Origin of the sequence: Haladaptatus sp. ZSTT2, from assembly GCF_037081775.1 — an archaeon.
GTDB lineage: Archaea > Halobacteriota > Halobacteria > Halobacteriales > Halococcaceae > QDMS2.
Map to the genome: position 1 here is coordinate 469,109 of NZ_JBAMHQ010000001.1, position 25,281 is coordinate 494,389.

General features: G+C 61.5%; 32 protein-coding genes. 11 read left to right on the plus strand and 21 right to left on the minus strand.

Translation table 11 applies throughout. The annotated features are described in order from the left end of the window. Window positions 1-20: 20 nt before the first annotated feature. Entirely contained in the window at window positions 21-1,151 is a 1,131-nt protein-coding gene (locus V5N13_RS02435; protein WP_442905089.1) for a DUF3179 domain-containing protein, read from the minus strand. A gap of 99 nt (window positions 1,152-1,250) precedes the next feature. On the opposite strand from V5N13_RS02435, the gene V5N13_RS02440 reads away from it, so the two are divergent. Together V5N13_RS02440 and V5N13_RS02445 are read left to right on the plus strand one after the other, a co-directional pair. Beyond that, window positions 1,251-1,736 carry a TlpA family protein disulfide reductase gene (locus tag V5N13_RS02440; RefSeq protein WP_336359479.1) on the plus strand — a complete coding sequence of 162 codons (486 nt, stop codon included), beginning with the start codon at window positions 1,251-1,253 and terminating at the stop codon, window positions 1,734-1,736. Next, window positions 1,736-2,440 (plus strand): cytochrome c biogenesis CcdA family protein, encoded by a 705-nt coding sequence (locus V5N13_RS02445; RefSeq protein WP_336359480.1) that lies wholly within the window; start codon window positions 1,736-1,738, stop codon window positions 2,438-2,440. The genes V5N13_RS02440 and V5N13_RS02445 overlap by 1 nt, the downstream gene beginning before the upstream one ends. On the opposite strand, the gene V5N13_RS02450 is transcribed toward V5N13_RS02445, so the two are convergent. Continuing rightward, window positions 2,441-3,892: a PH domain-containing protein gene (locus tag V5N13_RS02450; protein WP_336359481.1), complete on the minus strand. Its 1,452-nt coding sequence runs from the start codon at window positions 3,890-3,892 to the stop codon at window positions 2,441-2,443. After that, window positions 3,889-4,383 carry a PH domain-containing protein gene (locus tag V5N13_RS02455; protein ID WP_336359482.1) on the minus strand — a complete coding sequence of 165 codons (495 nt, stop codon included), beginning with the start codon at window positions 4,381-4,383 and terminating at the stop codon, window positions 3,889-3,891. Before V5N13_RS02455 ends, V5N13_RS02450 begins: the two co-directional genes overlap by 4 nt. A gap of 163 nt (window positions 4,384-4,546) precedes the next feature. On the opposite strand from V5N13_RS02455, the gene V5N13_RS02460 reads away from it, so the two are divergent. Together V5N13_RS02460 and V5N13_RS02465 are read left to right on the plus strand one after the other, a co-directional pair. Beyond that, window positions 4,547-5,011, plus strand: coding sequence for a DUF6069 family protein (locus V5N13_RS02460; protein ID WP_336359483.1), 465 nt, complete (start codon window positions 4,547-4,549; stop codon window positions 5,009-5,011). A 36-nt stretch (window positions 5,012-5,047) separates the two neighbouring features. Further along, window positions 5,048-5,695, plus strand: coding sequence for a helix-turn-helix domain-containing protein (locus V5N13_RS02465; protein WP_336359484.1), 648 nt, complete (start codon window positions 5,048-5,050; stop codon window positions 5,693-5,695). A gap of 200 nt (window positions 5,696-5,895) precedes the next feature. On the opposite strand, the gene V5N13_RS02470 is transcribed toward V5N13_RS02465, so the two are convergent. The 7 genes from V5N13_RS02470 to V5N13_RS02500 form a co-directional block, all read right to left on the minus strand. Next, window positions 5,896-6,870, minus strand: a complete 975-nt coding sequence (locus V5N13_RS02470) for an aldo/keto reductase (RefSeq protein WP_336359485.1) — start codon at window positions 6,868-6,870, stop codon at window positions 5,896-5,898. 30 nt (window positions 6,871-6,900) lie between these two features. Then, window positions 6,901-7,956, minus strand: a complete 1,056-nt coding sequence (locus V5N13_RS02475; protein ID WP_336359486.1) for an ABC transporter permease — start codon at window positions 7,954-7,956, stop codon at window positions 6,901-6,903. Continuing rightward, entirely contained in the window at window positions 7,949-9,712 is a 1,764-nt protein-coding gene (locus V5N13_RS02480; RefSeq protein ID WP_336359487.1) for a PrsW family intramembrane metalloprotease, read from the minus strand. The genes V5N13_RS02475 and V5N13_RS02480 overlap by 8 nt, the downstream gene beginning before the upstream one ends. Next, window positions 9,709-10,584 carry an ABC transporter ATP-binding protein gene (locus tag V5N13_RS02485; RefSeq protein ID WP_336359488.1) on the minus strand — a complete coding sequence of 292 codons (876 nt, stop codon included), beginning with the start codon at window positions 10,582-10,584 and terminating at the stop codon, window positions 9,709-9,711. The genes V5N13_RS02480 and V5N13_RS02485 overlap by 4 nt, the downstream gene beginning before the upstream one ends. Before the next feature lie 92 nt (window positions 10,585-10,676). Next, the gene (locus V5N13_RS02490) at window positions 10,677-10,910 is read right to left on the minus strand and encodes a transcriptional regulator (RefSeq protein ID WP_332899254.1); all 234 of its coding nucleotides are present in this window, start codon (window positions 10,908-10,910) and stop codon (window positions 10,677-10,679) included. Window positions 10,911-11,101: 191 nt separating this feature from the next. After that, window positions 11,102-12,442 carry an aminotransferase class III-fold pyridoxal phosphate-dependent enzyme gene (locus V5N13_RS02495; RefSeq protein WP_336359489.1) on the minus strand — a complete coding sequence of 447 codons (1,341 nt, stop codon included), beginning with the start codon at window positions 12,440-12,442 and terminating at the stop codon, window positions 11,102-11,104. A gap of 52 nt (window positions 12,443-12,494) precedes the next feature. After that, window positions 12,495-13,769, minus strand: coding sequence for an MgtC/SapB family protein (locus V5N13_RS02500; RefSeq protein ID WP_336359490.1), 1,275 nt, complete (start codon window positions 13,767-13,769; stop codon window positions 12,495-12,497). 84 nt (window positions 13,770-13,853) lie between these two features. On the opposite strand from V5N13_RS02500, the gene V5N13_RS02505 reads away from it, so the two are divergent. After that, window positions 13,854-15,011: an AI-2E family transporter gene (locus V5N13_RS02505; protein WP_336359491.1), complete on the plus strand. Its 1,158-nt coding sequence runs from the start codon at window positions 13,854-13,856 to the stop codon at window positions 15,009-15,011. 36 nt (window positions 15,012-15,047) lie between these two features. Here V5N13_RS02505 and V5N13_RS02510 read toward each other — a convergent pair whose 3' ends face one another. Further along, entirely contained in the window at window positions 15,048-15,320 is a 273-nt protein-coding gene (locus tag V5N13_RS02510; RefSeq protein WP_336359492.1) for a PadR family transcriptional regulator, read from the minus strand. 244 nt (window positions 15,321-15,564) lie between these two features. Between V5N13_RS02510 and V5N13_RS02515 the strand changes: the two genes are divergently transcribed. Beyond that, entirely contained in the window at window positions 15,565-15,846 is a 282-nt protein-coding gene (locus V5N13_RS02515; protein WP_336359493.1) for an amphi-Trp domain-containing protein, read from the plus strand. 156 nt (window positions 15,847-16,002) lie between these two features. Here V5N13_RS02515 and V5N13_RS02520 read toward each other — a convergent pair whose 3' ends face one another. The 8 genes from V5N13_RS02520 to V5N13_RS02555 form a co-directional block, all read right to left on the minus strand. Next, a complete protein-coding gene (locus V5N13_RS02520; protein WP_332899260.1) occupies window positions 16,003-16,149 on the minus strand; it encodes a hypothetical protein in 147 nt (48 codons plus the stop codon). Window positions 16,150-16,187: 38 nt separating this feature from the next. Next, window positions 16,188-17,117: a DUF1028 domain-containing protein gene (locus V5N13_RS02525; protein WP_336359494.1), complete on the minus strand. Its 930-nt coding sequence runs from the start codon at window positions 17,115-17,117 to the stop codon at window positions 16,188-16,190. A gap of 38 nt (window positions 17,118-17,155) precedes the next feature. After that, the gene (locus V5N13_RS02530) at window positions 17,156-17,551 is read right to left on the minus strand and encodes a DUF7528 family protein (protein WP_336359495.1); all 396 of its coding nucleotides are present in this window, start codon (window positions 17,549-17,551) and stop codon (window positions 17,156-17,158) included. A gap of 159 nt (window positions 17,552-17,710) precedes the next feature. Further along, window positions 17,711-18,703, minus strand: a complete 993-nt coding sequence (locus V5N13_RS02535; RefSeq protein WP_336359496.1) for a sulfite exporter TauE/SafE family protein — start codon at window positions 18,701-18,703, stop codon at window positions 17,711-17,713. Window positions 18,704-18,705: 2 nt separating this feature from the next. Continuing rightward, entirely contained in the window at window positions 18,706-18,855 is a 150-nt protein-coding gene (locus V5N13_RS02540) for a DUF7512 family protein (protein ID WP_336359497.1), read from the minus strand. 133 nt (window positions 18,856-18,988) lie between these two features. Beyond that, window positions 18,989-19,411 carry a YeeE/YedE family protein gene (locus V5N13_RS02545; protein WP_336361408.1) on the minus strand — a complete coding sequence of 141 codons (423 nt, stop codon included), beginning with the start codon at window positions 19,409-19,411 and terminating at the stop codon, window positions 18,989-18,991. 23 nt (window positions 19,412-19,434) lie between these two features. Continuing rightward, a complete protein-coding gene (locus V5N13_RS02550; RefSeq protein ID WP_332899265.1) occupies window positions 19,435-19,929 on the minus strand; it encodes a YeeE/YedE family protein in 495 nt (164 codons plus the stop codon). 3 nt (window positions 19,930-19,932) lie between these two features. Further along, entirely contained in the window at window positions 19,933-21,123 is a 1,191-nt protein-coding gene (locus V5N13_RS02555; protein WP_336359498.1) for an MBL fold metallo-hydrolase, read from the minus strand. Window positions 21,124-21,343: 220 nt separating this feature from the next. Between V5N13_RS02555 and V5N13_RS02560 the strand changes: the two genes are divergently transcribed. The 5 genes from V5N13_RS02560 (at window position 21,344) to V5N13_RS02580 (ending at window position 24,048) form a co-directional block, all read left to right on the plus strand. Next, window positions 21,344-21,601 carry a sulfurtransferase TusA family protein gene (locus V5N13_RS02560; protein WP_332899267.1) on the plus strand — a complete coding sequence of 86 codons (258 nt, stop codon included), beginning with the start codon at window positions 21,344-21,346 and terminating at the stop codon, window positions 21,599-21,601. 2 nt (window positions 21,602-21,603) lie between these two features. Further along, the gene (locus V5N13_RS02565; protein WP_332899268.1) at window positions 21,604-21,987 is read left to right on the plus strand and encodes a DsrE family protein; all 384 of its coding nucleotides are present in this window, start codon (window positions 21,604-21,606) and stop codon (window positions 21,985-21,987) included. Window positions 21,988-22,060: 73 nt separating this feature from the next. Then, the gene (locus V5N13_RS02570; protein WP_336359499.1) at window positions 22,061-23,074 is read left to right on the plus strand and encodes an alcohol dehydrogenase catalytic domain-containing protein; all 1,014 of its coding nucleotides are present in this window, start codon (window positions 22,061-22,063) and stop codon (window positions 23,072-23,074) included. Between the two features lie 43 nt (window positions 23,075-23,117). Then, on the plus strand, window positions 23,118-23,294 hold the full coding sequence (locus tag V5N13_RS02575; protein WP_332899270.1) for a hypothetical protein: 177 nt from the start codon (window positions 23,118-23,120) through the stop codon (window positions 23,292-23,294). A gap of 43 nt (window positions 23,295-23,337) precedes the next feature. Beyond that, window positions 23,338-24,048 carry a DUF7117 family protein gene (locus V5N13_RS02580; protein ID WP_336359500.1) on the plus strand — a complete coding sequence of 237 codons (711 nt, stop codon included), beginning with the start codon at window positions 23,338-23,340 and terminating at the stop codon, window positions 24,046-24,048. Window positions 24,049-24,056: 8 nt separating this feature from the next. On the opposite strand, the gene folD is transcribed toward V5N13_RS02580, so the two are convergent. Together folD and V5N13_RS02590 are read right to left on the minus strand one after the other, a co-directional pair. Then, window positions 24,057-24,950: a bifunctional methylenetetrahydrofolate dehydrogenase/methenyltetrahydrofolate cyclohydrolase FolD gene (gene folD, locus V5N13_RS02585; RefSeq protein ID WP_336359501.1), complete on the minus strand. Its 894-nt coding sequence runs from the start codon at window positions 24,948-24,950 to the stop codon at window positions 24,057-24,059. A gap of 93 nt (window positions 24,951-25,043) precedes the next feature. Next, window positions 25,044-25,256, minus strand: a complete 213-nt coding sequence (locus tag V5N13_RS02590) for a hypothetical protein (RefSeq protein WP_336359502.1) — start codon at window positions 25,254-25,256, stop codon at window positions 25,044-25,046. Between the last annotated feature and the right edge of the window lie 25 nt (window positions 25,257-25,281).

Sequence of the window (25,281 nt, forward strand, 5' to 3'; positions counted from 1 at the left end):
TCGAGAAAAAGCTGCTGGTGTCAACCGGTGTAGATGTCCGTCTCTGGGTTGAACGTCGCCCACGCGAACCAGAACAGCGGCGACACGTCGTTTGCCCGCGCTAGGTGGGTTCCTACGTGGGGGCCGTCGATGGCGACGCCGGTCGCCAACTGCCAGCGCGAGCCACCGCCGGTCATCTCGTCCGGCTCGCCCGGCGCGAACGTCAGCACGTCCTCACCAATCGTCCGGTCGTAGGCGACCAGCGACCCGTCTGTGAGGGCGGCGACCACCACCGGCCGCGAGCCGACCGTGTCGTTTACGACGTGGGCCCCGTCGAGTTCTGCGAACGGATAGGCACGCGCCGTCGTGCCGTCAGTAATACCGATGACGAGCGTTTTCGGGTGCAGCCGGTCGTCTTCGAACTCGGTGAAGCCAATCCCAATCTGGTCTGAGTCGCCGTAGGAGGCGTATGGATTCCGCGTGTAGTCACGCGAGGTCTCTCCAACGACGGTTCCGGAAAACGGTGGCGGTAAGAGCACGACCGTCTCTGGATGGCTTGCCTGCCACGCTCCCCACGTCGTGAGTGACGACGGCGTGAGTGTGAGTGCCTCACCGGTTCGCTCGCCGGAAATCGCCGTGGCGAGCAACTGACTCCAGAGGCTGTCTGTTTTCTCGTCGTACATCACGAGGTCTGCGTTCCAGAGGAGGCCAGACACGCCGAAGGTGGTCACGTCTCCATCGACAGTGCGCTCTGCGGTGAGGCCGCTTCCACAGAGTGGACAGTAGGTGACGAGCAACGGCCCGTCGAACTCGTCGTTGACTATCTCGTGCCAGTTCAGAATCTTGAGTGGGTAGGCGCGCGCCTTGCCGTTTCGCTCGACGCCGATTACGCGGTCGTCGGGCGAGAGTCGGGGACGTGCGGTGTAATCACCGACGAGCCTGCTCCGAACAGGGAGTTCGACATCCTCCCAGTCCGCGCCAAAGGCGGGGTCGACGATCGCCGGGATGGCGTCTTTTGGCGCGCCACGATTCAACTCAGCTTCGGGAACCGGGAGCGTGAATCCCTCCGGCGTTTGGGTCGGCTGGGTTGGCGAACCGCTGTCACCACTCGTACACCCAGCCAGCCCGACGAGGCTGGCTGTGGCAATCGTGAGATAGCGCCGCCGGTTCATGCCATCCGTTGGCTCGCACCCGATTAAGCCCCCACGGGGTTGTGTGACCATTGCTCACAAACGCCATACCGACTTCTCCCCAGCCTCCTACGTTCAAGTATGGGCTCCACCCGGAGACGGTTCCTCGGCGTGTCTGCGTTCGCCGTGGCGAGTGGTTTCGCCGGGTGTACAAACGCGACTACGCCACAAGAACTGACGGTCGAAACGCTTGACGACGGGGTAGTACAGGTTCAACCCCGTGACCGCCCAGTGTTGCTCGATTTCTTCGCAACGTGGTGTGCGCCGTGTAAGCCACAGATGAGCGACCTCGGTGAGATTCGCGCCCGCTATGGCCCAGACCGGCTCCACATGCTCTCGGTCACGTGGGAGCTCGACGAAGCAGCCGTCCGCGGCTTCTGGGAGGAGTATCGTGGATCGTGGCCGGTTGCGATGGACCCCGCGGTTACGACAGGCGAGCACTACGGCGTCCAGAATCTCCCGACCCTGCTCGTGTTCACACCCGAAGGAGACGAGGTGTGGCGACACGTCGGCCTCGCGGGCCTGTCGACAATCGAGGACGCCATCTCTCGCGCTGGAGTCGAGTGATGGTCGATGACCTCCGTCTCGGCTTTGCGTTCACCGCAGGCGTGCTCACCTTCTTCGCGCCGTGTTCGTATCCGCTGTTGCCGGGCTACGTGGCGTATTATCTCGGCACCACGTCGGCTGACGAGCGACCCGTGGGAACCCGATTGTCACGTGCGCTCGTCGTTGGCCTGCTCGTGAGCGTTGGCTTCTTTCTTGTCTACGCCGCGCTCGTCGGTCTCGTGCTCGCGGTGGGGACACGCGCGTTCACCAACATCAGCGTCCTCGAACTGGTCGTCGGGACGCTGTTGATTCTCCTCGGCGGCGCGATGGCACTCGACCGAACGCCATCGTTCCTCCACGTCACCATCGAACTCCCCGAACGAAACCGGTCAGGAGCGGGCTTCGTCCTCTTTGGCGTGGTGTACGCCGCCGCGGCGGCGGGATGTACTGCGCCGCTGTTCATCGCGGTTGCGTTGTCTTCGCTTGCCGCTGGGCCGACAACGGCGCTCGCCACCCTCGGGGCCTACGCCGCAGGCATGAGCCTGCTCATGATTCTCGTCACCGTGCTCGCGGCGCTCGGGCGACAGGCGCTACTCACCAGACTGTCACAGAACGCCGGGCGAGTCACGCGCGCCGCTGGTGTCTTGCTCGTGCTCGCCGGACTCGTTCAGATTTATCTGTTCCTCGTCGCCTTCGACGGGCTTCGACTCCTCGGATTCGGGTGATTAGCGAACCGACCGCCGCGCCACGAGCGACTGGTGGAAGCGGTCTGCGACCGTCTCTCTGAGCGTCATCGCCGTCTGTTCGTCGATATCCACAGCCCGCGCGTTCGCGCCCATGATGCTTCGCCCGCCCGCGGTATCGACGCTCAACGTGGCAAGGTCGCGTCGGCGCTGGAAAATCGTCTCGCTGGTCGCCACCGTCTGGACGCGGTAGTACGGGACGATTTTCGTGGTGCGCACCCAGAACCCGGCCCGCGTTATCACGTAGTCGTCGGTGAGTGCGTAGCCCAGATTTTTCCACTGGTAGTGCGCCGCGACGGGAGTAAGGACGACGCCCACGAGTGGCACCCACCACGCGATGTCGAAGGCGAAAAACTGCACAGCGGCGTACAATAGCCCGGTCGCCACGAGGAGCACGAGCGTATAGCGCACCGTATAGCGTTCGCGGGCGCGTTTTGGCGGGCGTTCGAAGCTGGGCGTGCCGAACGGTTCGATAGTCTGTGCGAGCGAGTAAACGCGCTCGGTGGGAGCGAGTGGAATCGCCGCCTCGGAGCCCCCGCCTGCGCCCTGGCCGGGTGCGTAGCCTGCCGTCTCGACGCCGAGACTCGCGTGCGAGACGAACCGCTGGAGGACGTTTTCGCGTATCGTGAGCGCCTGTACCTTATCGAGCGGAATCGTGCCGTTGTACCGCTGGAGGAGCCCGCGCTCGTAGCGCAGGTCGCCGTTCGCCCGCGTGAGGCGAAACCCGTAGTAGTTGGCAACCGCCGCTGCGCCGCTCGTCACGACGGAGAGGAGAATGAGCGCGACGACCCCGAGTGGGGCGGCGAGGATGAAGCCGGTAACCGGGTCCGTGAGGACGAAGCGCGACACAGTCGGCGCGACGACCGGAACTGCGAGACTGAGCAGTGGGACGAAGCGTAAATCGAGCGAGACAAACGCGAGCAGCGCAAGCTCTCGGGATGTAATTTCGTAGAGCAGCGCCGTTTCCTCGGGTGGTTCGTCTTCGGCCGCCTCACCGCGCTTGAGTCGGGCAACGTCGTCTACGAGCCTGCTGGCTGCGGCCGTGGTTACGTACTGGAGGGTTGCTTCGGTCGAACTCCCGCCGGCGGTTTCGACGCGCACCTCCGCGATGTCGAGCGCGCGCTGGAACAGATTTTGGTGGACATCGACGTTCTGGATGCGCCGAAGGGGGATTTCGCGGTTCGTCCGTGAGAGCACGCCAGAGGTAATATCGAGTGAGTCTGCGGTGAGCGTGTACTCGAATCGCTGGTAGTAGCGCACCTGATACCCGACGAGGAGCGCACCGCCGAGCACCAACAGGCCACCGAGCGTGGCGATGCCAACGTCCATGCCGAACATCGACGCAGAGCCAAAGCCAGCGAAGATGAGCACCCACACGAGTCCCCCGGCGAACCGCGCGAGGCGGTAGGGAATCGAGAGCGGGCTGAGTTTCATACGGCGTCCTCGGGTTCTGCGTCGATGGCGAGTTCTTTGAGCTGGTCTTGGAGGCTATCCGCGCCGTCGGGGGTGAGGCCAGGAATCGTCACGTCCGCCCCGCGCGACCCGGCGGTGTACACCACGGCGGTTGCGAGGCCCACGAGGCGTTCGAGTGGGCCGCGCCGGGCGTCTACGTGCTGGACGCGGACGAACGGTACCACCGTGTTCACGCGGGTGAACACGCCGCGTTCTAAGTAGAGATAGTCGTCGTACAGCGCAAAGCGCCAGCGCCGGTAGCGCGCAACCGCGAGGAGGCTGCCAACGAGCGCGAGAACGACGAACACCCCACCACCGAGGAAGAGAGCTTGCGGCGAAAAGCCGTTTACAAACGTCGCGGCAGCGACAGCGACACCGCCGAAAAAGAGGGCACCGACGAGTGCCTGTCCAATCCAGAGCACCTGAACGCGCCCGTGGAGGCGGTGAAGCATTCGACCAGTGTCAGATTCCATTGGTGCTGTGTGGGCCGCCACGGGTGATAAACGTGTGTCCGAGAGCGGTTCACACGCGCGAGCAGTCGGCACAAGCCGTCTCGAACCGGGCGGCCGTAAACCGCCGGTGAGTGCGGGCGCGTGGAGGACAACACTGAAATTCGCTCGTGCCTATTGATAGCGTATGGCATTGGAGGCTGAGTCACCGGAAGCGCGTGTCACCTATGCGCGGGTAGACTACCTCTTTCGTATCGGCATCGTCGTCGTCGGCGTCGCCGTCGTCGCGACGACGGTTGTACGAGGGGTCGCGGGGGTGTTCGGCGTCATCCCGGCGTCGTTTGCCCCGCTCTCGTGGTCGCAGGTGACTGGCGTGAGCGTCGTTGGCTCTGCCGGTGGCGTGTTCGCCTACACGCTACTCGACCGCTATACGGCCCACCCGCGACGGAATTTCATCGCCGTTGCGGCAGTGATACTCCTGCTTTCGACCGCGCCGTTGTGGATTGCCGGCCGGATGACGGGTGCCACCGTAGAGAGCGTTCTCGTGCTCGCACTGTTACACCTCGTCGTCGCGGTTGTGACGGTGGGGTTGCTCGTCCGAATGGACCGCGGAATCGGGCGTGTCAACCCAGCAACTGCAGACGATTCCTGAGAAAGTTATTTTCTGTATCCGCGCGATATACCTCCTGTGAGTGTTATTGCCGAGTTTACCATCCCGGCGTCAGAATTTAATCTCGGACGAGTGTTGCACACCGATGAATCGGTACAAATCGACCTCGAACGGGTCGTCCCCACCTCAGAGGAGATTATGCCCTTCTTCTGGGCGTCCGGCGGTGATTTAGCCGCGTTCGAACAGTCCGTCAGAGACAGTCCGATTGTCAAAGAGCTAACCCGACTCGATGAAGTTGGCAGTTCGGTGCTGTATCGCGTCGAGTGGACCGAGTCAATCGAAAGTCTGGTATACGGCATCGCAGAGTCACAGGCCACGATTCTGAAAGCCCACGGCAACGAACGCTGGGCGTTCCACCTCCGCTTTGGCGACCACGCACACCTCTCTCAGTTCCACGACTACTGTATCGAACACGACATCACGTTCGACCTGACCAGAGTGTACACCCTCGGAGAAACCGAAGACGCTTTCGAGTTCGGACTGACGCCCGAACAGCGCGAAACGCTCACCCTCGCCCTCAACCACGGCTACTTCGACGTTCCCCGTGAATCGACGCTCGCAGACATCGCAACACAGTTAGACATCACCCAGCAAGCGGTCTCAGAACGGGTTCGACGCGGGACGAAATCCGTCCTCACAGCGGTGTTGTTAGAAGAGCGTACATAAAGTCCCTGAAATAACAAGCAACGCTAGGATAGTCCCTGCCTCAAACCTACAATTGTCGGGTACCGTCGTGGCCACTTGCGCCACACTAGGGGTAGCGTACACCCGACGGATTTGGGGAAAAGGGGCCGCTGTCCGGGGGTCTCCGGGGTCTCAATCCGCGGAGACCCGCGCCTAACCTCTCGGCGCTGGATTTTTGCTGCCTATTCGTGTCCAGCAACCCGCACCGGTTGGTACGGTTCTTCTAAGTAGTCCATGTCACTTTCTGACAGCGAAATGTCGAGCGCAGCGACGGCTTGTTCTAAGTGTTCGATGCTCGTCGTCCCGATAATCGGCGCGTCAACCCACTCTTTGTGTAACAACCACGCGAGTGAGAGCTGTGCCATCGTGACGCCCTTCTCGGCTGCGACCTCCTCTACGCGCTCGTTGATGGTGCGGCCACCGCCTTCGAGATAAGGGTGGATGCGTGCATACCGGTCTGATTTCCCACGCGTGGTGCTTTCGCGTTCCCGGTGTGGGCGGGCGAGGTAGCCCCGGGCGAGCGGACTCCACGGAATCACGCCGACGTTCTCCTTCTCACAGAGCGGGAGCATCTCGCGTTCCTCCTCGCGGTAGAGCAGGTTGTAGTGGTTTTGCATCGTCACGAAGCGTTCGAGGCCGAGTGCTTCGCTCGTGTGCAGTGACTCTGCGAACTGATGGGTCCACATCGAACTCGCGCCGATGTACCGGACTTTCTCCCTGCGGACCGCATCTGACAGCGCAGAAAGCGTCACGTCGATTGGCGTGTTGTAGTCCCAGCGGTGGGTCTGATAGAGGTCGATGGTGTCCATCCCGAGCCGGTCTAAACTCGCGTTCAACTCCTGTTCGATACCCTTTCGCGAGAGGCCACTCGAATTGCGGTTTTCGTCGTCCATCTCGAAAAAGACCTTCGTCGCGACGACGTTCTCCTCGCGGCGGCCTTCGAGGGCGTTGCCGAGTATGCGCTCTGATTCACCGACCGAGTACATGTTCGCCGTGTCGAAAAAGTTGATACCGAGGTCGATTGCGCGTTCGATGATGGGGAGGCTGTCGTCCTCTTCTAACACCCAGTCACGCCACTTCGGGGTGCCGAAACTCATACAGCCAAGACACAGCCGACTGACCTCCATACCCGTCGAGCCGAGGGTGGTATACTCCATGCCAACAGCACACAGACCAGAACCAAAAAGCTACAGTTGGTCTTTGCCCGTTCGGCGCGCGAACTCGCGGAGGAAGCCGAGACAGAGCGCACCGACGACGAGCGCGCCAGCCACGCTGATAAAAGAGATGGGAGCCGCGCTGTCGATGGCGAGGCGTGCAATCGTCGATGACGGGTGCTCGGGGAGGAACACCAAACTGGCGAAGAACAACAGCAAGCCAGTCGAATACGCAAGCTGCGACCGTTGTCGGTCGCCAAAGAACAGCGCAATGCCAGCCCCACCGCTCACGACCACCAGCGTGAGCGCGGTGACGAACACGAGCAGCAACCCGACATCGGAAATCGAGATGCCGTTTACCGTGAGCAACACCAGCCACAGGGCCACCTGCGCGGGCGCAAGGACGACGGCGGCAAACAGCTTGCCATCGACAATATCGACCAGCGTAATGGGGGCAACCCGCAGAAGTTCGAAGGTTCCGCGCTCGCGCTCTTCGGTGATTGAGTCGACGACGAGCGACCCGCTGATGAACACCGGCAACAGACAGAGCAGTGGGAGTAAGATGGTGTAGGTGAAGCCGAAGTACGGACTCGCAGACACCTCTGGCGGGAGGTTCACTGGCGTCGCTGAAAGCTCGTTTTGACGCGCCACCCGCTCTTCGCGTTCGAGCGCTTCGAGTACCTCACGAACCTGTGTGACGATGAGCGTCGTGCGCAGACTGCCTTTCGGCACGACTGTTTCGACCCCGATGCGGTCGTCATCGCGCTGGTTCGCAAGTAAGAGCGCATCGACACCCCCGTTCTCGAAGGCGCGTTCGGCCTGGTCGCGGCTCTCGAAAAAGCGCGCCCGGCTTCCGCGTACCGACCGCACGGCATCTTCGACCGACTCGCTTGCATCGCCTGCGACGCCGACGGTGACGATTTGGCCGTCAGAGACGCTGCCGGGGTCGTACAGCGAGACGAGTCCGACCACCAGAAACGACGAGAACGCCGCGATGAACAGTTGGATGAGCAGTGCGAGGACGATGGTTTTCTCGCTCGTTATCGCACCCAACTCCCGGCGCGTGATGGCGAGGCGTGGGTCACCCAAACTGCGTCACCACCGTGAGGTTGTACATCGTGTGGACGAAGATAGCCACCCCGAGGGCGACCGCGTAGGAACGCGCGCCACGCGCGGCCCCTATCGCGGAGATGGTCGCCGTCACGACGTGGAGCGCGAGCGGAGCGAGCAAGAGTCCGAGCAGCGCGAGACCGCTCATCTCGACGCCCGTGAAGGCGACGCTTCCCAACTGGAGTTCGGGAAGGCCGACGATTTGGCTGATGAGCGTGAGCTTTTCTGCGAGGAAAAAGCCGAGTCCCGAGAGCGCGCCGAGTACGAGTGCGAGCGAGAATCGGCGGTCGAACTTTGCCGTCTCGAACCCGGCGTAGATGTGGATGCTCTTTGCGAGTTCTTCGACGAGCGCAATCAACACCAACAACACCGGTATCGAGAACGTCATCGGAAGCGCGAACAGCGTCGCAATCGCCATCAACTCCGCGACGAACACGAACGGGATGAACAGGATCGAGAGAAATGCGATACTCCGCCGGCCGCGGATGCGACTCGAAATCGCGTCAAGCGCCTTCAGGTGAACCGCCCGCTGGGTGAACATGTCCTCCTCGCGGTAGACGCCGACACCGAGGGTGAACAGGACGCCCGCAGTGAGGTAGAGCGGGAGCGTCGCAAAGGCGTACTCGCCCGCGGTGATGGCTTCAGACTGTAGGTCGCGCACAACGAGCGTGAGCGGCGAGATGAGCGCAATCGCGTTCAGGTCGGTGAAGATGGCCGGGACGAACGCGTAGGTCGTGAGAAACACGCTGATTGCGACCGTCACGAAGGTGAGTTCCTTGAACGACCGGGCGAACATCCCCGCGAGGAACGTCGCCGCGAGGAACACGAGCGCGAGCGGGATCACCGCCGTAATCGAGACGAGGCCGCCACCGATGGCGAGCGCGATGACCGTCGTGATAGTCAGGGCTGCGGCGAAGTAGGGGAGCGTCTTTCCGGCAACGATGTCGTAGCGAGACACTGGCGTGACGAGTAATAGCACGCCCCGGCGGTTGATGCGCTCTTTGAGAATCGAGCCACCGTAGGCCTGTATCACGAAGTTCATCGGGAGGACGAACAGGAACGCGAGTGCCAGCGACTCGAAGGGGAACGGCGGCGCGATGTCGCTCGGTGTGTCCCCCGTACCGCCGCCGAACAGCGCGTCGCTCACGGACTGGTCGTTCTGTGGAATGGGCGTCGTCGCACCCCCAGCGCCGCCAGTTCCATCTCCTGCTTCGGTTCCCTGTGCGGGTGACTCTCCGCCCGCCGGTTGGTCTGCGGTCGTCGGTTGAGATTGCCCCGCGTCGCCCGGCACGACCACCTCACCCCCGCCGCGGTTGGCGTAGGTGATGGAAACCGCGACCGGGAACGCCGCAGATTGGTTTTGCTCTGCTGCCATAACGCGGTCATTGTAGCGTTCGACGGCGCGTCTGAGTTCTGCGAACGCGGCGCGACCTTTCGGGGTGGGACTCACCCGAAAACCCCCGTCTTCGATGGTGATTTCAACCTCTGTAGACCCCGGTTCGCGGATGTCGAACGTCGGATCTGCGGCGACGGGGCCGTAGTACGGACTCGACTCATCGACGCTCACACGGTAAATCCCGCGGTCTAAGGCGACGCCGTGGCCGACAGCGGCCGCAGAGACGACGCCGAGGAGGGCAATCGCAACAACGCCCGCGACGAGGGTTTTCCGGTCGATGCCCCCGGCCCCTTTGGTCACCTCCCAGCGTGCAATGCGCAGAATCTTCCGCGGGTTCACGCCGTCGTCGCTCCTTTCGCAAGGTCGAGGAAGATGTCTTCGAGACTCGGCTCGTCGGTTCTGAGGTCGACCACGTCGCCGTCTGCGGCCTGTGCCGCGTCTCGAATCGCGTCCACCTCGGCCATGCTCTCGACGACAACTTTGTGTCGGTCGCCATCGGGCGTCGTTTCAGGCAGCGGAACCGAAGTGAACACGTGGTAGGCCGTCTTGCCGTGCGTTTCTCGAATCTCCCCGACGGTTCCGCGCGCCACAATCTCCCCCTTGTTCATGATGACGAGGTGGTCACAGATGCTTTCGACGTGAAAGAGATTGTGCGCGCTGAAGACGACGGTCTTGCCCTGCGCGCTCAGGTCGCGGGTGAATTCGAGCACGTAGTTCGTCGTGAGCGGGTCTAAGCCGCTCGCGGGTTCGTCGTAGATGAGGACGTCCGGGTCGTTTACGAGCGACCGCGCGATGGCAACCTTCCGGCGCATCCCCTTCGACATATCACCGAGCCGCCGGTCGCGGTAGGCGAGGTCTAAGGCGTCTAAGGTGTCTTCGATGCGCTCGTCGGCCACGTCGCGGGGCACATCGTAGAGGTCTGCGAAAAAGCGGAGATAAGAGTTGGGCGTCATCTCCTCGTAGAGCGGCGACTCTTCTGGGAGGTAGCCAAGTCGCGTCCGCATCTCCGGGTCGTCTGCGGGCAGGCCCGCGACGGTTGCCGTGCCGTTCGTCGGCGTGAGGAGTCCGGCGAGCATCTTGAGCGTCGTCGTTTTCCCCGCTCCGTTTGGCCCGATGATACCAAACACGTCACCGGGTTCGACAGAAAAGCTGCTGTCAGAGACGGCGACGAATCCGCTGTACTCTTTCCTGAGATTTCGAACCCGTATCATTCATTCGAACTGTACGAACGCAAAGACAATGTAGTTTTGCTACAGGAAAAACACCCGAAAAACACGTGCCAGACCGCGAACCGCGCCGTTAGTTATCGTACGACCATCATGTCAGAGACGTAGTGGAGATCCTCGCCAATCTCCTGTCCCTCACAGTCCTCTGTCGGACATCGATAGTACCACCCATCTCGTGTCGCCCGTCGTTCTGCAAATCGCTCACCACACTGCGAGCAGAACAACTGCGCGTCAGAGCAGTTGTCCTGGTGGAGCTGTAAGTCCAGTTTGCTGGTGAACGCCCGTTTGCAGTTTCGGCACGTGTGAACCATGCCTTACCCATACGCCTGCGAGGTAATAGAAACTCCGTTCTGTAATTCGACACAGTATGTCTAGTCCTAACATACGCTAGTTTCAGCACACTGAACGGGTGTGCGTCGGAAACGCAGATTTCTTCAAAACCAACATATCATAGAAAATAAGATTTTACCAGTGTCGTGAATACGCCGTTCCTACCGCGACGTTAAGCTGCGTTGATAGCTTCGAGAAGGAGGTCTGCGCCGAGCGCCATCTCGCGCTCGGTCACGTCGAGTGGCGGCAGGAGCCGAACCGTCTTGTACCCACAGCCGAGGATGAGCAAGCCACGCTTCAACGCTTCGTTAATTACCGCATCGCGGCGCTCGCGCGAATCGAGCTCGACGGCGAGCATCAACCCGAGTCCGCGCACGTCGACAACCTTCTCGTTTTCCGCGTCAGCGAACTGTTCTTTCAACTGTTCACCGCGCGCTGTGGCGTTTGAAAGCAGGTCGTACTGCTCGATGGCGTCGAGGGTAAGCGTGCCTTGCATCGCCCCGAGGATGTCACCTGCCCCCCACGTCGATGAAATGCGACCTTTCTCTGCCGGGAACACGTCCGACCGCGAAACGGTCGCGCCGACGCGAAGCCCCTTTGCGCAGGTGATGACGTCTGGCGTGATTGGGTAGTGGTCAGAGGCCCACAGCTTCCCGGTACGACCGATTCCCGACTGAATCTCGTCTGCGATGAGGGTGATGTTGTACTCAGCACAGACGTCCGCAATCTCCTGCATGAACGCATCGCTCGGGATGTTGTACCCACCCTCGCCCTGGACGGGTTCCATAATGAGGTAGGCGACTTCTTCGGGGTTGATGTGTCCCTTCTTCGGGTGCAAGCGCTTTCGCAGGGTTGAGGTGTTTTCTACGAAAAAGCCACAGTCACACGAGTCGGGCGTACAGGTTCGGTCTGCACAGAACGGCGCGTCGTGAATCCCCGCAATCTCGGGGTAGTGGCGTCGATACACCTCTTTCGAGCGGTTGAGCGAGAGCGCGCCGAGGGTGCGGCCGTGGAACGCGCCTTGGAACGTGAGGCCGTACTTCGCGCCGTCGCTGTTGTCGTAGCAGATTTTGATGGCGTTTTCGACGGCTTCGGCACCACTGTTTGAGAGGAACACGGTGTCCATGTCGTAGTGGGCGGTGATGTCGGTGAGCCGGTCCATCAGGACGGCTGGGCCGGGGATTTGTGGGTCGTCAGGGGTGCCTGCGCCGGCAACGTAGAAATCTTGCCCCGCAATCTTCATCGGGTCGACGAGGTCGAACCGTTCGAGTTTCTCCATGAGTTTCGGGTTGTTGTACCCGAGGGGGGCAGCCCCGACGTGGCTCGTGAAATCCATGAGCACGTTGCCGTCAACGTCGGTACAAAATGGGCCTTCTGCGTCCGCAGTAATATCCCACACAAAATCGTAGACATAGGTGCTAGGCGCCGCGGTTTGCTGGTGGTATGACACCCATTTCTGGGCGCGTTTTCCGGGCAACTCGCGGACCTGTGGTCGAGCAGTCTCTCGGTCCATGCACAAACTGTGCTACAAAGCGTGATAAACTTGGTTGCGATACCGGCGAAATTTAGAAGGTGACGAGCAGGGTCATCACGGTCGCCGCGACGAGCAACACCGCGCTCCAGATGCCAACGCGCAACGCGAATTTGCGGCTGGGTCCAAAGGCAACGAGCGCCGCTTTCACGAGGATGCTTGAGGCCGTTGCGATGAGAATGCCGACGATTGCCGTGTCGTAGGGCAGTCCCCCGGTTCGGTAGAGTACGACCGTCGAAGTGGTGACCCCCGCACTCGACACGAGCCCCGAGAGGACTGCGGTGACATAAAAGCCAATCGTGCCGAACTGGGCTTCCGCGAGGCCGCCTGCGACGATGATGACGAGGAACATCGCGCCGAAGCCGAGGGCGTTCCTGAGCGAGAAGGGGTTGTCGAGTTTCATCTCGACTTTCTGCGACCAGTCTGCGGTGTACGCCGCGACGAGCAGGCTACAGAGGATGACCGCACCGAGCGGGGCGGCCGCACCCACCAGAACGCGCTCTGTAGAAAGCGTAAACCCGATTGCGATGAGCAGGTTACGAAGCGCCATCGCTGCATCCGCGAGGAGGATGGCAGCAACCGCATACGAGGTGGCGTCGGGGCGCTGGCGGACGTGGTCCATCATCGTCCCGACGACGGCGGTCGAAGACGCAAGCCCACCGAAAAAGCCTGTGACCGCAATTCCGCGGCCGCCGTAGCTCTTGACGATGGCGTAGTTCGCGATACCAATTCCGGCGACGGTGACGACCATGAGCCAGACGACTTGTGGCTCTGCGGCGATGCGAATCCCGTTCAGGTCGAAACCAATCGGCTCACTCGGGAGCAGCGGGAAGATGACGAACGCGAGGATGGCGAACTCCGTGGTCGAACGCACCTCTTCGCGCGACAGCCCCCATGCGAAACTGTGCAACTCGCGTTTCAACACGAGCAACAGCGACGAGAGCATAGCCACCGCCACGCCCTCGATGATGAGGCCGCTTGCGACGAGCGAGCCGACGCCGTACGCGACGAGCATCGACGTGGAAGTCGTAAGCGAAAGCCCCTTCTCTTCGTCTTTCAGCCCCTGGAACGCAAGGAGGACGCCTTGGACGATGATGAGCAGGCCACCCACCACGAGCAGTAGGTCGGTGTCGAGAATCGTGAACACCGCGGCGAGCAGGCTCGTAAGCGAAAACGTGCGAATCCCCGCCGACTTCTGCGACCACTCACGTTCGAGACCAAGAAAGAGACCGAGCGCTCCGGCGAGCGCGATGCGAACCACCGTGCTATCGAGTGGTGCGAGTGCAAGTTGGGCAACGAAATCAGTCACTTCGGTAGCATTCTCTGCCGGGTGCTAAAAATCTCCGCTCTGGCCCCACGAACGTTTATCCACCACGCACACAAACCGATGGACATGGTTGGTACGGACATGGACCGCTCGCGCCTTGGCTGGTCGGTTATCGGAGCGGTTCTCGGGATTGCCCTGCTGTTTGTCTTTTACTCGTTTATCGGCACGTTCGTCTTTGGCGTGTTCATCTACTACGCGACGCGGCCCATCTACGACCGGCTCAAAACGCGCATCTATCCTCGGTCGCTTGCCGCGTTCGTCGCGCTGTTTACCCTCGCGCTCCCGGCACTGGTATTACTCGCGTACTCCATTGCAATCGCTCTCCAAGAACTGAACGCCGTCCAGAACACGGTCGAACTCGGCCCGCTCTCGGTCGCGTTACAACCCTATCTCGACGTCTCGACCATCGTCGATGACCCCGTCTCGTACATCGAAACGGACACCGGTTTCGAAACGCTCCAAGAGATTTTAGACCAAGGGCTCAACTACGCGGGGTTCATCGGCAATCTCCTCTTACACCTGTTCGTCATGATTGCCCTCGCGTTCTACCTCCTACGCGACGGCCACAAGATTACTCGCTGGTTCCAGAGTCGCTTCGGTGACCAACGCGGCGTGCTCGAAACGTATCTGAAAAACGTCGATGAGGACTTTCACAACATCTTCTTCGGGAACATCCTGAACGCGGTGTTGACCGCGATTATCGCCGTGCTCTCGTATTCGGTGCTCGACTTCATGAGCCCACCCGGCCTCTCCGTTCCCTACGCCGCACTCATTGGCTTGCTTGCGGGCGTGGCGAGTCTCATCCCAGTCGTTGGCATGAAACTCGTCTACTTCCCCGTGACCGCGTATCTCGGAATCGTGACCGTTCTCTCCGAGGAGCCACAGTTCTGGTTCGTCATCGTGTTCGCCGCCGTCTCGTTCATCATCGTCGATACGCTCCCTGACTTCGTGCTCCGGCCGTACGTCTCTGGGCGAAATCTCCACGTCGGTGCCGTGATGTTCGCCTACATCTTCGGGCCACTGTTGTTCGGGTGGTACGGCATCTTCCTCGGCCCAATCTTGCTCGTGCTCCTCGTCCACTTTGCACGGATAATTCTCCCAGAGCTCATCGCGGGCACGCAGATTCAGCCGTATGCGGTCGACCCGACGTATCTCACTGAGCCACCGGAGCAGGCGGCCTCTGTGGATGCGACGACCGACGGTGGCGAGCCGTCGGCTGAGTAACCCTTCTTACGAGAAACGCAGAGACTAGAATACGGTCTATTCGATGTAGCGCGCTTCCCAATCGTTGCGCGCTTCGATTTCACGGCGGCCGCGACGCGTGAGCGTGTAGAAGTTCGTCCGTCTGTCGCGCTGTCCCTTTTCGACGAGGCCCTTGTCGACGAGGGTGTCGAGATTCGGGTAGAGCCGTCCGTGGTGTATCTCTTTTTCGTAGTACTCTTCGAGTTCTTCTTTGATAGCGAGCCCGTGGGGGTCGTCGCTCCCAGCGATGACGTAGAGGAGGTCTCGCTGGAATCCTGTCAAGTCGTACATCTTTGCTTTCAATCAGACATATTAACCCGAATAGGATAAACATATCGGGCGATAAAAACGTGGATAGGCGGTTATCTTTCTTGTACTTTGCCACAAATATAGAAACTATTTAATTCTTGATGGGTGGGACAAAAGGTGCGAATTTGATACTGACAGTCTGAACTGAATGTTACTGGGCGTGGTGGGAAACAGTTAGTGGGCGGAGCCTCGCTACTTATCTGACTGGCTCGCGTAGGAGAGAGGGATGCCAGAAGAAGTGTTATTCAAGTCAGAGCAGTCACAGACACGCGCCGAGGTTGCGACCTACCTGCGCACGATTGCAGACAAGCTCGATGCAGGAGACGAGGTCACCCTCGTGTCCGGGGGCGAATCGGTCAGTATGAACCCGCCCGCGCGGGTCACCTTCGAGGTGAAAGCAGAGCGCGAAACCTCACGAGGCGCGAAGAAGGGCGAACTCAGTTTGGAGTTAGAACTCGAATGGGACGAAGGTGCAAGCGACGAAGACACGTCGCTCTCAATCTCGTAGTGATCATCAAAAGGTAAGCAACGCCTGAGGGAGCGGCCCCCAGGCATGCTTGCCGCCCTGAATTGGTCCCCGCTGACGCTTCGGCCCTCCAATCGAAGCGTCAACTGGATAAATTCCAGTATGATACATAAAAGTACCGAATGCGGTGGGAACAGCCTATATATACTCCTCTTCTAACACCCAGCCGAGCGCACGCTTATAGTAGGTGAACATCTGTTTGACTCCCTTGTGATTCATGTCCTCGTCATCGAGTTCTTCGGCGAGAAATTCGTACTGGGCGCGAATTTCCTCTTCAGAGCGCATACGATTCGCTACACACGCGGGGCAAAAGTACCTGTTCCCTACACTCGGTCGAGCCGTGAAAGGCCGTGCCAGAGCGCGTTCACGAGTCGTTTCTCGCCCGACCCACTCGCCGCGTCCCACCCGCGGGCGAGAGCGTCTTCGATGACCGCGAGGTCGTGGTTCTCGAAGTTGTTGAGGCCGCGAAACTGTTCGAGGGCCTCGCGTTCGTCTGCGGCGAACGTCTCGTCCGGCGTACCGTCGTAGAGTCCCATCGCCGCGAGCGTCTCTGAAACCTCCTGTGCCGTCTCGCCAGCTAGTTCGCGGGTCTCCTCGGGGGCGGCGCGCGAGAGCAGCGTGATGTCGTAGAGCCGAAACACGCGCTCCAGTTCGTCAATTGGGGTTTCGTGGTCGTCGACGCGCACGTCCACCCAGCGGTCGTTCCCGCCGTCGTAACCGCCCTCGGGCTTTGCGATGTACATCGCCGCGCTCTGCTCGCCGCGCTTGTCGCCGCCCGCGTCATTTCCAGCGTGGAGCGCCGCCAGCAGTTTTTCGGGCAGCCCACCTGTCGTCTCCTCGAAGGCGGCTGCCATCGCCGTCAGCGTCTCCTCGCTCACGAGGATGTTGCCCTGGACGGAGTAGTTCTCACCCTGAATGTCGCCCGCATAGTCGAAACACTCGTCGCCCGTAAATGCCGCGACGGAGCCGTCTTGGCCGATAACGCCGACCTGTCGTGACGCTGCCTCGTCGTCTGCGGCGGTGAGTTGCTCGATGACGGCTTCTGCGGACTCACCGTCGCGGAGCAGTGCCAATCCCGCAGGCCCGTAGGCGACGTTTGCAAAGCTCTGGGTTGCAATTGCCCCGGCATCGGCGCTCACGAACGGGACGACGGAGCCGACGCTGATGAACTTCGAGTGGACGGCGACCCCGACAGTGTCGGTGTCGTGGTCGCGCGCAACGATTGAGAAGGTGGCGGGTCGTGGTTGTGGCATACCGGAGTCACAACTGGCAGGCGCAAAAGCGTTCGGCGCTAGCCGACTTTTCGCGCTGTGAGCGGCTGGCGATGTTCGAGTCGGCAGTCGAACGCCGGATGCTCCACGAAGTGACGCAGTAGCATGTGGCGGCGGCCACCGGTCAGTCCCGACCGACTCAGGTCGTCGGCGGTGAACGCCTCGGGGAGGCGGTCGTAGAGTCGTTGCAGTTCTCGAAAGTCCTCGAACACCTTGCTGTGACCCACAGACGTCGCACCGCGTCGGGCGACGACGTAGGAACCGTCTTCGCGGTACGTTCCAGACGTGTAGACGTACTCGCGGGTTTCGGTGAGTGCGTCTCTGAGCGCGTCGCGCAGGCGGGTGGCGGCCGCTCTCGAAAGAACGGTCGTTTCGTCGTTTACGCGCAGGACGACACCCTCTGGTGTGCTCGTCACAGAAACAGTTTCATCGCCGGAGAATTTCTCGACCAGTCGCCTCGCGGCGACTTCGAGTATCCTCTGGCACGTCGGAGGTGAGTGTCTCACTCGACATTGTACGCCGTCGTACGCTGCCAACCGGGATAAACGGTGGCGGTCAGGCAGCTAGAAGTGTCGTTAGTCGGCGAGGCTCTCTGCCCGACTTTCCTGTCGGATGTTCACCGCAGCGCGGTACAGAATCGCCCCGCTCACGAGAATTGCCGCGCCGAAGATGAGCGCCATGCTCACCGTCGAGAGCAGGTCGATGGCGTATACTGCACCAAGTTTCTTGCTCGCAACGGCGAGTGCGCCTGCGAGCAACATGGCGGCGAAGTAGCCCTTGATGGCGTCTTCGTCCACCACGTCAGTTGCGGCCGCGCCGACACGCGCACCGAGCGCGCTCCCGGCGAGGAGCGTGGTCACGACGGGGAGGGAGACCGCGCCTTCCTGTGCGTAGCGGAACGCACCGAACGCCCCGGAGATGGTGATTTGGAACACGTCGGTGCCGACCGCGACTGCCGCCGGTACGCCGAGGCCGTACATCATCGCGGGCATGAGGAGGAACCCGCCACCGACGCCGAGGAATCCCGAGAGGATACCGATGGCGAAGGCGATGGTCAGGCCGACCCAGATGGACACCTCGATGTCGCCTTTGAGTGTGATAACTGGTGGGAGTCGGACGCGGCGCAGTGCCCGGAGAATGGCCGAGTTGTCTTCGCCGTCGCTGTCGTCTGCGGTGCGGGCGTCTCTGAGGACGAACAGACCGACCGTGGCGAGCAAGACGACGTAGGCGACGCTCACGACTGTGTCTGCGAGCCCCGCGGCTTCGAGGACGAGCACGAGACGCTTTCCCACCTCGATGCCCGCGGTCATGCCGACGACGAACATCGCGCCGAGTTTGTAGTCAACTTGTCCGAGGTCGCGGTGTCTGAGCGCGGCGATAATCGAGGTACCGAACACGAACGCGAGCCCGCTGCCGACCGCGACTTTCGCCGGATAACCCATCACCAGCAAGGCGGGCGTGACGAGGAACGACCCGCCCATCCCAAAGAAGCCAAACAGGATGCCAATGAGCAGACCAAAGCCGACGAACAGCGCGGCGAGGCCGAGGCTCAAACCGAGAATTGACACACTCAGTCACCCTGTACGGTTTCGTTGAGCGTCGGCCCGGCGAGGCTCGTGAGGGTGCCGTAGCCGACGTAGAGCACCAACGCCTCGCTCAGGACGAAGCCAACGGTTGCGGCCGCCTGCACGGTTGCCGGGAGGGTTTCGATGCCGAACATCAGCTCCACCCCCCGAAGCGAGTGGGGTGTGTGGTGGGTCGAATCATGCGGGTTAGGGTGTGCGGTGGGTTCATCGTGGTAGTTGTTTCGATTTTGGGATTTGTGTACAATACTGTTTCTCAAATTTTTTTGCCTATGTCGGTGCTGAATCGTCGCGTCGAACCGCCTTCCAGTAGCTCTGTGCGTACGCGCCAACGAACATTCCGCCGATGGCGAGGAGCACGGGATAGTTTCCAATGCCGAGGCTGGCGTACCCTGCGCCCGGGCAGATGCCGGAGAGGCCCCAGCCAACGCCGAAGACGGCCCCGCCGACAAGCACGTCGCGGTCTAAGTCCTTGACTCGCGGCGTGTACTCGCGACCCGTGAGCGGTGCGTTTTGCAGGAAGCGCGTGCCCACGATAACCGCCAGTCCGGAGACGACTGCGGCCCCGCCCATCACGAACAGAAGGCCGAAGTCCTCGAACTGGAGGAAGTCAAGGACGACTTCCGGTTTCGCCATCTGGCTGAGCGCGAGGCCGAAGCCGAAGATGAGCCCGCCACCGAAGATGACGGGCATGAACAGCGGGTGGCGGTCGTCGCTCACGGCGACACCCCCACTGCTTGCACGAGGTGTGCAATTCCGGCGGCGACCAGCAGGAAGACGGCGACGTTCGTGAGCGAGGTACGCGAGCGCGAGCCAATCCCACAGACGCCGTGGCCCGAGGTACAGCCCTTCCCGAGGCGGGTGCCGATGCCGATGAGCACGCCGCCGACGAGGAGCCGCCACCACTGAACGTCCGTCACCCAGATGCCGTCCTGAAACGCGAGGGCGTACACCCCCGCGCCGAGGACGATGCCGAGGGTGAACACCACGCGCCAGTCGCGCGACTCGCGGTAGGAAAAGCGGTTCAACGGTGCTAAGTCTGAGACGTACGACAGCGACGATTCTAAGAACGTACTCGCTCCAGCGTGGATACCGGTGGCGAGGTAGATGGTTGCGACGCCGACACCGATGAGCACGCCGCCGAGGGCGTACGGAAGGATGCCTCTCGGGAACAGCGCGCTCAGGTCTAACGCAAGCTGAAGCGGGTACATGGTTTAGTTGCTCGTGAGTGCGTCTTGGCTGGCCGCACAGTTATTTGGCCCGAGTTCGAGCGCGAACGCCTCGGCGTCGTCTACGTCCTCGACACCGAGGTTTGCGGCGATGATGTCCTCGTAGTTGGCCGGACGCGGTGGCATGTCAGAGAGGATGAACGAAACGAACTCGTCGCGCGCCATCGAGAGCGCGTCCATCGACGTTTCGAGGGCACCGAGGCGGGCGGTGTACGTCCCGTCTGCTGCCTGGGTCGCCGCGTCGCTGAAGTGGGCCGGAGCCACGAGCGAGTCCGGGTCACGGGTGAGGATGCGGTCTGCGAGCGAATCGTAGAGCAGTTTTGCTGCGTCTTCTGCGCCCTCCGCTCCGTCTTCTAAGTCGGGGCGGGCGACGCTTTCGGTGAACAGCGTGTCGCCGGTGAACAGCACGTCACCGACCTCGTAGGACGTCATCCCCGAGGTGTGACCGGGTGTGTAGATGGCGTCGATGGTCACGTCGCCAACCGTGAGTTCATCGCCATCTTCGACGGTTTCGTAGGCGTCGTCGTACTCGACGCCGCGGTCTGCGGCGGCCGCTGGAATCACAGCGGTTGCGCCGGTCTCGCGTGCAAGCGTGCGAACGCCCGAGATGTGGTCTGCGTGGATGTGGGTGTCGAGGGCGTACTTCAGCTCTGCGCCCATCGCGCGGGCGTCTGCGACGTACTCGTCTGCGAACGCCCGAAGCGGGTCGATGACCGCAGCTTCGTCGCCGGAGACGACGAGGTAGGCGAGACAGCCGCTTGACGGCCGCTGGTACTGCGCAATCGTCGCATCCGTCTCGGTGTCGAGTTCCGTGTAGTCGTAAATCGAGGCCCATCCGTTCATGCCAGATTCGAGGTGGGAGACGGTGAAGCCACGCGCTTTGAGCAGGGAAGCGACGTACTCGCTCGACCCGCCTTTGGCACAGAGCACGACGATTTCTTGGTCGTCTGGGAGGCCTTCGTACAGACTGTCGTCGTCTTCGTCCATCAGGAACTCGAAGTAGGGCACGTTCTCGGTTTCGACGGTCTCGCCGTCGATGTGCCACTGGTCGAACTCCTCGGTCGCACGCACGTCGAGGATGAATACGGATTCTCCGTCGTCGATACGCTCTTTCAGGGTTTCCGGACGGACGGCGTCGATGTCTTCGTCCGTCGTTGGGAACGCGTTGTTTGCCATCTGTGTAGCCGTCCCTATCAGGTGCATCCTCAAAAGTGTTTGGACGGTTGTTCTCATTTTGTGCAAAACCGTTTGTTGGGCGCGTGGGTTGAATAACTGGTTTAATCGGCCAATATTGGTCGAATAATGCGTTTTTGGCTACATGGCAGACACCGACATGCTTTTCACAATCGGCCCAATATTGCACAAACACAGCAAGACAAATGCACGGTGATACACCATGACTCAGGAATTAGACGTGACAGAGACCCTCGACGCTCGGGGGATGAACTGCCCGATGCCCGTGATGCAGACGAAGCAGGCGAGCGATGACTTAGCGGAGACGGCGATCCTCGAAGTGCTCGCAACCGACCCCGGCTCGATGAGCGACATCAAGGGCTGGGCCAACGGCGCACCCGGCGTCGAGCTGGTCACCCAGCACAAAGACGACTCGGAAGAACAGACCGTCTACAAACACTACATCCGCAAAACCGAATAACAATGGATAAAATTGGCATCATCGTTTCCGACGACAGCCCGAAGAACCTCGCAATGGCAATGAACCTCGGCCACACGGCCCTCACGACCGAAACTGAGGTCATGATTTACTTCACGTTCGATGGCCTGACCCACCTGCTGGAAGGCGACAAGGACGTCTCCGAGATTCAGCCCCTCCTCGACCAGGGCATGCCGAACCCCTACGACATGCTCCCGATGTTCGTAGACCAAGGCGGTGACCTCGCAACCACCGTCGCGTGTACGACCACCCTCGACATGCTCCAGTGGGACCGGGACGCAATCGACGAAGCGGTCACCACCCAGTTCGCCGGCGCTGCGACGTTCCTCGAAGTGATGGACGACGCAGACCAGGTGTTCAGCTTCTAACCGCCTCGTTTTTTCGCCCCCGCCGATTGACCCTTCCCGTATTGCTTTAGGCTCGCCTCCACATGCTCTGTGCATGCGCGTCGCAGCATTCACCGAACTCACCGGCCCGGAGGGCGTGGGCATCGTCGAGCAACCGAACCCAGAACCCGGCCCAGGCGAAGCCGTCATTGACGTCAAAGCGTGCGCCATCAACCGCCACGACCTGTGGATTTTAGAAGGCGATTCAGCGATGGTCGCCACCGACGACCTCCCGTTCGTGAGTGGCCTCGACGTGGCGGGCGTCGTCCGAGAAATCGGGGTTGGCGTCGAGAATATCGCACCCGGCGACCGCGTCGTCCTCTGCCCGAACGAAACGTGTGGCACCTGTCGGTTCTGCCGCGAAGGCCCAGAGAACCTCTGTAGGTCCTACTCGCTCTACCACGGCGGCCTCGCAGAGCAAGCGCTCGTGACCGCAGACCGACTCGTTCCCCTCCCTGACAACGTGGAAACCACCACAGCCGCGGCGATTCCAACGGCGTACATGACCGCCTTCCGCATGCTCAAGCGCGCGGAAGTTGGCCCCGGCGACCTCGTGTTCGTCCCCGGCGCGACCGGCGGCGTCGGCGTCGCAACCGTCCAACTCGCCTCGATTTTCGGCGCGCGAACGGTTGGCACCTCCTCGTCCGACTCGAAGCTAGCCCAGCTCAACGCCCTCGGTCTCGACCACGCGATTCAGGGCACCGACCCTGACGAACTCGCTGCGGCAGTCGAAGCGATTGGCACGCCCGACGCCGTCATCAACCACCTCGGCGGCCCGTACACCAAACTCGGCCTCGGACTGCTCCGGCGCGGGGGTCACATGGTCATCTGCGGCCGGACGGCAGGCAACATCTCGGAAATCAACATCCCCGACCTGTTTCTCGGCCACAAGCGCGTCATCGGGAGCACGATGGGAACCCAAGGCGACCTCGAAACGCTCCTCTCGCTGGTCGCCTCCGGCGACCTCGAACCAGAGATTGACGAAACCTACCCACTCGCTGAGACGGGGGCGGCGTTCGCGTCAATGCAAGAGCGCGATGCGGTCGGGAAACTCGTCGTCACCAACTGACCGCGCCAGAACTGTTTAGGCCGCGAGTCAAGAAACAGCGACTATGGGCCCTGGAAACTCCGCGTTACGCATCGTCGGGCTGCTCGCGTTCGCCGTCGGACTCGTTGGCTTTCTCGTCTACGGCTGGCGTTTCGACGCCGGTGGCGACCCGCTTGCGACGACCCTCGGTGTTGGCGCAGCACTGCTCGCCATTCTCGTGACGCTGCGCCGTCGGCTGTAAACGTTCCACCGAAGTTTTGAGCATTGCCACCCAACATTCGCTAATGAAAATCCGAGGCGAGCGCGAGTGCAAGCAGTGTGGCACCCAGTGGTCGTACTACGAGACCGGCGGCGTCGAATGCCCGGCGTGTGGCAGTCTCGAAAGCGTGGGGGTCTCCGAGGCGAAACAACACACCGCAACGCCCGACGCCCTCGACCTCACGGAGGCACGCGACCTCGCATCTCGCGACGACCTCCGGGCGGCCGCCCGAACCGCGAAAGACGCCTGTCGGCGCTACGTCCACCGCTACGGCTTCATCAGCGGCGGCGACCTGCTCGAACTGTCTTCGACCTACCTCGCCGCGGTCGAACTGCGCCACGTCGCGGACATCGTCGGCCGGGCGATGAGTCTCACTGACCCAGAAGAATTCTACTTCGTCTCGCTGCTGCGCGGTGCGGACACGGGCGAGCGTCCCGACCCAAGCGACGTCCCCGCGTCACTCGCAGACGCTCGCGGCCTTGCCTACGCCGAAGCCGTGATGGCCTATCGCCGCGACCTCGACACCTACTTAGACGACCACCCAGACCAACCGGCGAGACAGGTGCTCGCGTCGCTCACCGAACACGTAAAACGGGTGCGTGCGCTCGAAGGCGACATCGAACCTACGGAGGCAGAGCGACTCGTTTCGATTGCCCAAGAACTCGGGACGTATCTCCGCGACGGCGACGAATCGGCACTCGCGACGGCACAAAGCCGTCTTGCTTCGATAGAATAAGTGGGCTTCTACGGCAGGTCAACCGCGACGTCGGCGTCGAGACTCGCGCTCTTGACCGTGTTGTAGAGCAACATCGCAATCGTCATCGGCCCGACGCCGCCGGGGACGGGCGTGATGGCGGCGGCCTTCTCCTTCGCGCTCTCGAACTCCACGTCGCCGACGAGTTTGTAGCCCTTTTCGGTGTCTGCATCGACGCGGTTCACACCAACGTCGATGACGGTGACGCCTTCTTTGAGCATCGAGCCGTCGATGAGTTCCGGGACGCCAACTGCGGCGATGACGATGTCCGCCTGCTTGCTCTTAGCGGCGAGGTCTTTCGTGCGAGAGTGACAGACCGTCACCGTCGCGTTCCCACCGTCGGTTTTCTGGATGAGCAGGTTCGCAAGTGGCTTGCCAACGATGTCAGAGCGGCCAACGATGACCACGTCTTTGCCCTCCGGGTCAACGTCCGTGGCTTCGAGCAGCTTCTGGACGCCGTGGGGCGTACACGGCTTGAACAGTGGGTCACCAGCGACGAGGCGGCCGATGTTCTCAGGGTGGAAGCCGTCTACGTCCTTTGCGGGGTCGATGCGACGGATGACCTCGCGTTTGTCGACGTGGTCAGGAACTGGCAACTGGACGAGAATGCCGTGGACCTCCGGGTCTGCGTTCAGGTCGTCGATGGTCGCATAGAGCTCTTCTGCGGGGGCCTCCGGGTCTAATTCGATGTGGATGCCGTTGATGCCGACTTCTTCACAGGCGCGCTGTTTCATCGACACATAGGTTTCGCTCGCGCCATCGTCGCTCATCAGAACGGTTGCGAGGCCGGGAGTCACGTCCGCGTCTGCGAGCGTCTCGATGCTCGCGGCGAGTTCTGCTCGAATCTCCGCGGCGACGGCCTTCCCGTCAATGATAGTTGTCATTACCGAAACGGCGGGTGGCGACCCACATTAATGCTCGGATTTGTGCCTATATTCGTACTGTTTCGAGAAGAAATACGCACGAACGTGTACAGGTTACGCCTCTGACCACGCTCTGAGTTCGGGTTCAAGCCCGGTGACTCGGCTCTCGGTCACGTCGTCTCGCTCTCTGTACTCGGCGTGCATATCGTACGCCGCAGCGACGAGGTCAATCGAGTCATCGTCCGTCGGGGTTCGGTTGAGGAGGCCATTGCCGAGCGCATCGGTGGCGTCAATTCGCCCACAGAGCACGTGGAGGAATTTGAACACGCGGGAAAATTGCGAGCACGTAGCG